Origin of the sequence: Mesorhizobium sp. M7A.F.Ca.CA.002.04.1.1 (assembly GCF_004022805.1) — a bacterium.
Classification (GTDB): Bacteria; Pseudomonadota; Alphaproteobacteria; order Rhizobiales; family Rhizobiaceae; genus Mesorhizobium; species Mesorhizobium ciceri.
This window is the reverse complement of record NZ_RZPL01000285.1, coordinates 1-6,596: the sequence shown is the minus strand read 5'-3', so window position 1 is coordinate 6,596 and position 6,596 is coordinate 1. Positions and strand designations below refer to the sequence as shown.

At 63.9% G+C, this 6,596-nt stretch carries 6 protein-coding genes and 1 pseudogene; 4 read left to right on the top strand and 3 right to left on the bottom strand.

The window, feature by feature from the left end; genetic code table 11:
- The first annotated feature begins 49 nt into the window (after positions 1 to 49).
- On the top strand, positions 50 to 1,114 hold the full coding sequence (locus ENZ75_RS16415; RefSeq protein WP_063169174.1) for an alpha/beta hydrolase: 1,065 nt from the start codon (positions 50 to 52) through the stop codon (positions 1,112 to 1,114).
- 42 nt (positions 1,115 to 1,156) lie between these two features.
- Here the strand turns inward: ENZ75_RS16415 and pyk are convergent, their stop codons facing one another.
- Together pyk and ENZ75_RS16405 are read right to left on the bottom strand one after the other, a co-directional pair.
- Positions 1,157 to 2,593: a pyruvate kinase gene (gene pyk, locus ENZ75_RS16410; RefSeq protein ID WP_013529204.1), complete on the bottom strand. Its 1,437-nt coding sequence runs from the start codon at positions 2,591 to 2,593 to the stop codon at positions 1,157 to 1,159.
- Positions 2,590 to 3,078, bottom strand: coding sequence for a DUF1036 domain-containing protein (locus tag ENZ75_RS16405; RefSeq protein ID WP_063169175.1), 489 nt, complete (start codon positions 3,076 to 3,078; stop codon positions 2,590 to 2,592). The genes pyk and ENZ75_RS16405 overlap by 4 nt, the downstream gene beginning before the upstream one ends.
- Before the next feature lie 245 nt (positions 3,079 to 3,323).
- Here ENZ75_RS16405 and ENZ75_RS16400 point away from each other — a divergent pair, with 245 nt between their 5' ends.
- From ENZ75_RS16400 to ENZ75_RS16390, 3 genes are all read left to right on the top strand, one after another.
- Positions 3,324 to 4,121 (top strand): N-formylglutamate amidohydrolase, encoded by a 798-nt coding sequence (locus ENZ75_RS16400; protein ID WP_024502956.1) that lies wholly within the window; start codon positions 3,324 to 3,326, stop codon positions 4,119 to 4,121.
- An 11-nt stretch (positions 4,122 to 4,132) separates the two neighbouring features.
- Positions 4,133 to 4,441 carry a DUF1244 domain-containing protein gene (locus ENZ75_RS16395; RefSeq protein ID WP_063170352.1) on the top strand — a complete coding sequence of 103 codons (309 nt, stop codon included), beginning with the start codon at positions 4,133 to 4,135 and terminating at the stop codon, positions 4,439 to 4,441.
- A gap of 117 nt (positions 4,442 to 4,558) precedes the next feature.
- Entirely contained in the window at positions 4,559 to 5,734 is a 1,176-nt protein-coding gene (locus ENZ75_RS16390; RefSeq protein ID WP_063170353.1) for an MFS transporter, read from the top strand.
- Here the strand turns inward: ENZ75_RS16390 and ENZ75_RS16385 are convergent.
- Positions 5,698 to 6,543: pseudogene (locus tag ENZ75_RS16385) on the bottom strand (LysR family transcriptional regulator); the annotation flags it as partial. The gene ENZ75_RS16390 and the pseudogene ENZ75_RS16385 sit on opposite strands and share 37 nt — an antisense overlap.
- Positions 6,544 to 6,596 lie beyond the last annotated feature (53 nt).

Genomic DNA, 6,596 nt, shown 5'->3' with positions numbered 1-6,596 from the left:
CTCCCCTACTCCCCTACAACCTACCCCCCTCCACTTCCGTATCTTCCCCATGAACCTGATCTACGCCGCCCTTGCCTTCCTGATGGCGCTTGTCTTCGGCTTTGTCGGCATCACCCGCGTCGGCTCATGGTTGATCGAGCACCGCGATCCGCCGTTCGGCGAGTTCGCCGACATCGACGGCGCCCGCATCCACTATGTCCATGTTCCGGCACCCGCCAACGCCGAGCTGCCGCCGATCGTCTTCATCCACGGCGCCAGCGCCAATCTCAGGGACCAGATGCTGCCGCTGCGTCCCTTGCTCGAAGGCCGCGCCGAAATGCTGTTCTTCGACCGGCCAGGCCACGGCTGGTCGGGTCGCGGCACCAACAACGAGAACCCGTCGGCGCAGGCCAACACCATTGCCGCACTGATGGACCATCTCGGCATCAGGAAGGCTGTCATCGTCGGCCATTCCTTCGGCGGCGTGGTGACATCGGCCTTTGGCCGCGAGCATCCAGACAAGACACTTGGACTGGTCTTCCTCGCACCGGCGACCCATCCATGGCCGGGCGGCGCAACCGCCTGGTACTACGATCTGACCACCATTCCCGTGCTCGGCTGGCTGTTTTCCGAAACGCTGACCTATCCGGCCGGTACACTGCAGATGGCCGACGCCACCACCTGCGTTTTCTCGCCCAACAAGGTGCCGGACAATTATCTCGGAATGGCCTCTATCCCGCTGGTGCTGCGACCAAAAGCCTTTCGCGCCAACGCCACCGATGTCGCCGGGCTCTATCGCTATGCCCTCGACGCCGCACCGCGCTACAACGAGATCAAGGCGCCAACCGTGGTCATTTCAGGCGATCGCGACAAGGTGGTCTATGCACATATCCATTCGGTCGGTCTGGCGCGCGACATTGCCGGTGCCGAACTCGTCTGGGTGCACAATCTCGGTCACAAGCCAGACTGGATGGCGCCCGACCTGACCGTCGGCGCCATCGAGAAGGTCGCCGGCAAGAGTGTCGACCTGCAGGCGATGGCCAGGACCGTGGAGGCGCGCATCGCCGGCGACGCCTACGGCGCCGGCAGATGCGCCGATATCAAGGTACCGCAGGCCGAACTCGCGCCGACCTAAGGCGGTCGCCCGAACCGTTCAGAGCCGACACGCTTTGGGAATCTAGCGGCTGACTTGTGTGTCCGACCCGATATAGGCGATGCGCAGCATGTTGGTCGAACCCGGTGTCCGCAGCGGTACGCCCGCGGTGATGATGACGCGGTCGCCCGGCTTGCCGAAGCCTTCGTCGAAGGCGATGCGGCAGGCGCGGTTGACCATGTCGTCGAGGTCGACGGCGTCGGGCGAGACAACGCAATGCGTGCCCCACAAAAGCGACAGCCGCCGCGCCGTGTTGAGGATCGGCGACAGCGCGATAACAGGCACTTGCGGCCGCTCGCGGGCGGCGCGCAGGCCTGTGGTGCCTGATGCGGTGTAGGTGATGATCGCCGACAGCTTCAGCGTTTCGGCGATCTCGCGCGCGGCCAGCGAAATGGCGTCGGCGCCGGTCGCTTCCGGCTCGGAGCGCTGGGCGTTGATGATGCCGGCATAGGTCGGATCGGTCTCGACCTTGGTGGCGATACGGTTCATCATTGCCACGGCCTCGACGGGATAGGCACCCGCCGCCGATTCCGCCGACAGCATGATGGCATCGGCGCCTTCGAAGACGGCGATCGAAACATCGGACACCTCGGCGCGGGTCGGCACCGGTGCCGTGATCATCGATTCCAGCATCTGCGTTGCAACCACCACCGGCTTGCCGGCGCGGCGTGCGGCGCGCGTGATCTGCTTCTGGATACCGGGCACCGCCTCGAGCGGCATCTCGACGCCGAGATCGCCGCGGGCGACCATCAGCGCGTCGGACAGTTCGATGATTTCGGCCAGCCGGGCGACAGCCTGCGGCTTCTCGATCTTGGCCATGATCAGCGCCCGGCCGCGTGCGATCTTGCGCGCTTCGGCCAGATCCTCCGGCCGTTGCACGAAGGACAGCGCCACCCAGTCTACGCCTGTGGCCAGCACGGCATCGAGGTCCTTGCGGTCCTTCTCGGTCAACGCGCCGACCGGCAGGTCGGTGTCAGGCAGGCTGACGCCCTTCTTGTCGGAAATCGTGGTGCCGGCGACGACGGTGCAGACGATCGACTTGCCGTCGCTCTTCACCGCCTTCAGCTCGAGCTTGCCATCGTCGATCAGCAGGCGATGGCCGGCTTCGACCGAGCTCAGGATTTCCGGATGCGGCAGATAGACCCTGGTCGAGGTGCCGGGCTCGGGATTGTCGTCGAGCGTGAAGGTCTGGCCTTGCGTCAGCACTTCCTTGCCGTTGGCGAACTTGCCGACGCGCAGCTTTGGCCCTTGCAGATCGGCGAGGATGCCGATCGGCCTGCCAACGGCTTCCTCGACAGCGCGGATGCGTCCGACCAGCGTGCGCATCAGTTCATGGTCGGTATGGCTCATATTGATGCGGAACACATCGGCGCCCGCTTCGAACAGTTTCTTCAGCATCTCCTCCGAGGAGGAGGCAGGACCGATGGTGGCTAGGATCTTGACCTTGCGGCTACGTCTCATTGACTGTTTGTTCCCGGGGTGGCTGGAGCGCCTCCCGTTGTGGACTCATCGGTCAGCTGGACCATCCAGCTTGCCTGTTCGCCCGTGTCATATTCCTGGAATCCGGCGCGCTGAAAGCCCCGGGCGACGCAGTCGGTTACGCCTGCGATCTTGAACTCTTTTTCAGCCACGCACATGTTGATCGGGCCGTCCCAGCGTCCACCGCGTTCGGCGTCTTCTGCATAAAGATAGTAAAACCTTGATGACAGCGGCCCTTCGATCAGCGTCTTGCAGCTCGATCCCTCGATGTGCCACCAGCCTTCAGTGATCCAGCCGGCCTTGGCGCGATAGCCGATGCCGACACCAACCAGGTTCTGCGTGGCGTTGCAGACGCGGAAATCGGCACGCGCCGGCGAAGCCACGACCATGGCCGGCAGGCCGATGGCAAGAGTGAGGAGCGGCATGGCAAAGGCAGAGCGCATGCGCTGCCCGCCGGCGGAACTCATCCGAAAACCCCTCAAAAACCACATCAGCATCTCTCTGCGCCCCTTTTCGGAAAAGTCCGGGCGCATGTCAACGCACCGTTTTGTCCAATTCCAATCGATTTAGAAAGGCTCCGGCGCACAATTCGCCGACTTGTGCCAGATTTCCCGGGAAACCTTGGCCAAACAACGGCATTGCGCAAGCGTCGTCTTCGTGGAATGACGATAGCATCCTCCCCGGAAGCCAGCGAACAGACCATTTCCCGCCAATGACCCGATCCACAGTTTTCGCGCCTTTCGACATCATCGAGGGCGACCGCAAGCGAGGCATCGTGCTGTTGGGCGATCATGCCCGTCGCGACCTGCCCGACGACTATGGCAGCCTCGGCCTGCCCTCAGCGGAGTTCGACCGCCACATCGCCTATGACATCGGCGTCGAGGGCGTGACGCGCGAACTGGCTGCCCTGCTGGGCGTGCCAGCGGTGCTCGCCAATTTTTCGCGGCTGCTGATCGATCCCAATCGCGGCGAAGACGACCCGACGCTCATTCGCCAGCTTTATGACGGCACGGTCGTACCTGGGAACTACCCCATCGCTGCCGAGGAGCGCGAGAGGCGGCTCGACGGGTTCTACCGGCCCTATCACGACGCCGTCAGCGCCATGATCGCCTCGGTCGCACAGGCTTCCGCCCAGGCGCCCTTCATCTTCTCGGTGCATTCCTTCACCCCGGCCATGCAAGGAATCCAGCGTCCTTGGCACGTCGGCATCCTGTGGGACCTCGACGACCGCGTGGCGCGGCCGTTGATAGACATGCTGGCGCAGGACAGGAACCTCGTCGTCGGCGACAACGAACCCTATGACGGCGCGCTGCGCGGCGACACCATGTACAAGCACGCCATCGTCAACGGCTTCGCCCATGCGCTGATCGAGATCCGACAGGATTTGATATCGGACCAGAAGGGCGCGCTCGCCTGGGCCGAACGGCTGGCGCCGATCGTTGACGCCATCGACCGCCGTCCCGATATACATGTGGTGAAGATGTTCGGCTCGCGCACCGGGCCGCTATGACGGAGGTTTCGATGACCGAACTCAGCGACGAGCAGCAACGCGATTTCGAGGCGGCCGCCTTCCGCCGGCTGGTCGAGCATCTGCGCGAACGCAACGACGTGCAGAACATCGACCTGATGAACCTCGCCGGCTTCTGCCGCAACTGCCTGTCGAACTGGTATCGCGAGGCGGCCAATGCCGAGGGCGTCGGTCTCACCAAGGATCAGTCGCGCGAGATCGTCTACGGCATGCCTTATGCGCAATGGCAGGCGCTCAACCAGACCGAGGCCTCCGACGCCAAGAAGGCCGAATTCGAGGCAAGGCGCCACAAGGACCATTAAGGCCGGCGATCACTCAAGGCTGTGTTTGGCTCAAAAAATGCTTCCCGAAAGAGCCTTGACTGAAAATTGAATCGATCTAATTTGCCGCGCGAAGCCATTTCTTGCGGGATTCGCCTCATGAACGCGTCAACTGCCAAGCTGACTGCCATTCGCGGCCGATGGGCGCTCGCGGCCATTTTCCTCGCCAACGGCTTCCTGACGGGCAGCTGGGCGCCGCAGATTCCGGTGTTCCTGACCCGGCTGGAGATTTCGAAGTTCACGCTCGGTCTGCTGATTCTGTTGTTTGGGGTCGGCGCCGTCGTCGCGATGACCTGGTGTGGCCATTTGATCTCCAGACATGGTTCGCGCACCGTACTGCGTTGGTTCGCCCTGTGCGGCAGCCTCGGTCTCATGGTCGTGGCGCTGGCGCCCGACGTACCCTTGGCGGCCGTTGCCATGATCATCTTCGGCGGCTCGATCGGTGGCATGGACGTTGCGATGAATGCCAACGCCGTGGTGGTCGAACGGCGGCTCTCCCGCGCCGTCATGTCGTCTTCGCACGGCTTCTGGAGTCTCGGCGGTTTTGCCGGTGGCGGCCTCGGCGGCTTTGCCATCCAGCATTACGGCCACCTCGTCCACGCGGCGGCAGTAACGGCGTTTGCCTTCGCGGTGATCGCGGTGGCCGTTCGCTATCTCCTCGCCGAAGACAGACCGCAGGCGGCCGAGCACCACAAATTCGCACTGCCGGCAAACCCGCTGGTTTATCTGATCGGGCTGATGGCGTTACTGGCGATGATCTCCGAGGGCGCGGTGCTCGACTGGGCAGCCCTGTATCTGCGCCAGGAGCTCGGCGCCGATCTCGCCGTCGCCGGCCTCGCCTACGCCGGATTTTCAGGCGTCATGGCGGTTACGCGGTTCTTCGGCGACGGCATACGCAATCGCTTCGGCGCGGTGACGACGCTACGCGCGTCGGCCCTCGTAGCCGCGGTCGGCATGCTGGTGGCTGGCCTGGCGCCCTCGCCCTGGCTCGCCATTGCAGCCTTTGCCTTTTGCGGCTTCGGCATCGCCAATATGGTGCCGATCATCTTTTCGGCCGGCGGCAACCAGGAAGGCATGTCTTCCGGCACCGGCATGAGCGTGGTCACAACGATCGGATACTGCGGCATACTGGTGGCGCCGTCGGCGATCGGCTTCGTTGCCGAGCATTCCAGCTTCGGCCCGATCTTCATCACCATGTCGGGACTGCTGATCATCGTGTTGCTGATGGCCGGGCTCGCTCACCGCGCCGAATTCGCGCCAGCACCCGCAGAATAGCGTTTCAGCTCCTCGTGAAGGAAATCCACCACACGGCGGATGCGCACGCTGGTACGCACGTCGCGATGCATCGCCAGCCACACCGGCAGAACTGGCAGCGGCAGGTCAGGCAGCACCTTCTCAATCAAAGGATCCCTGTCGGCCAGCGGCTCCTGGCCAAGACCAATGCCGTTTCCCGCCCGCACCGCTTCCCACAAAACCATCTGGTTGTCGGTCCTGAAGCGGAAGCTGCTCCGGGTGACGGGGATGCCGTGCTGGGTAAAACCCCTGATGATCTCGTCGCCGCGGTCGAAGCCGACCAGATCGTGGCCGACAAGATCGGCAGGCTTCAGCGGACGGCCGCGCCTGTCGAGATAGGATTTGGCCGCGCAGGCGCAGAGCTCGATGTCGCAGACCTTGCGTGCCATCAGCTCGTTCTGCGCCGGCTTGACCATGCGGATGGCGATGTCGGCATCTCGACGCAGCAGGTTCTCAACCTGATTGGAAGCGACGATCTCGACCTCGATGCCGGGCTCCTCGATCCCCAGCCGCATCGTCATCTCAGGCAGGACATAGGCCGCCACGACCTCGCTGGCGGCGATACGCACCGTGCCTTCGATAGCCTCGACCGAACCCAGTGCCAGGAGTGAGAAGGCGCTTGCCTGCTCGCTGACCGCCTTGCCGCGTTCCAACAGCGTGCTGCCGGCCTCCGTCAGTTCGTAGCCGTGCCGTCCTCGACGGAACAGCGTGACGCCCAGCGCCTGTTCCAACTCGCCGATGTGACGGCCAAGCGTCGGCTGGCTGGCCGAAAGCTTTCGCGCGGCAGCCGACGCTTGGCCGTCACATCGGCGAGTTGGAACAGGCGCTGGGCGTCACGCTGTTC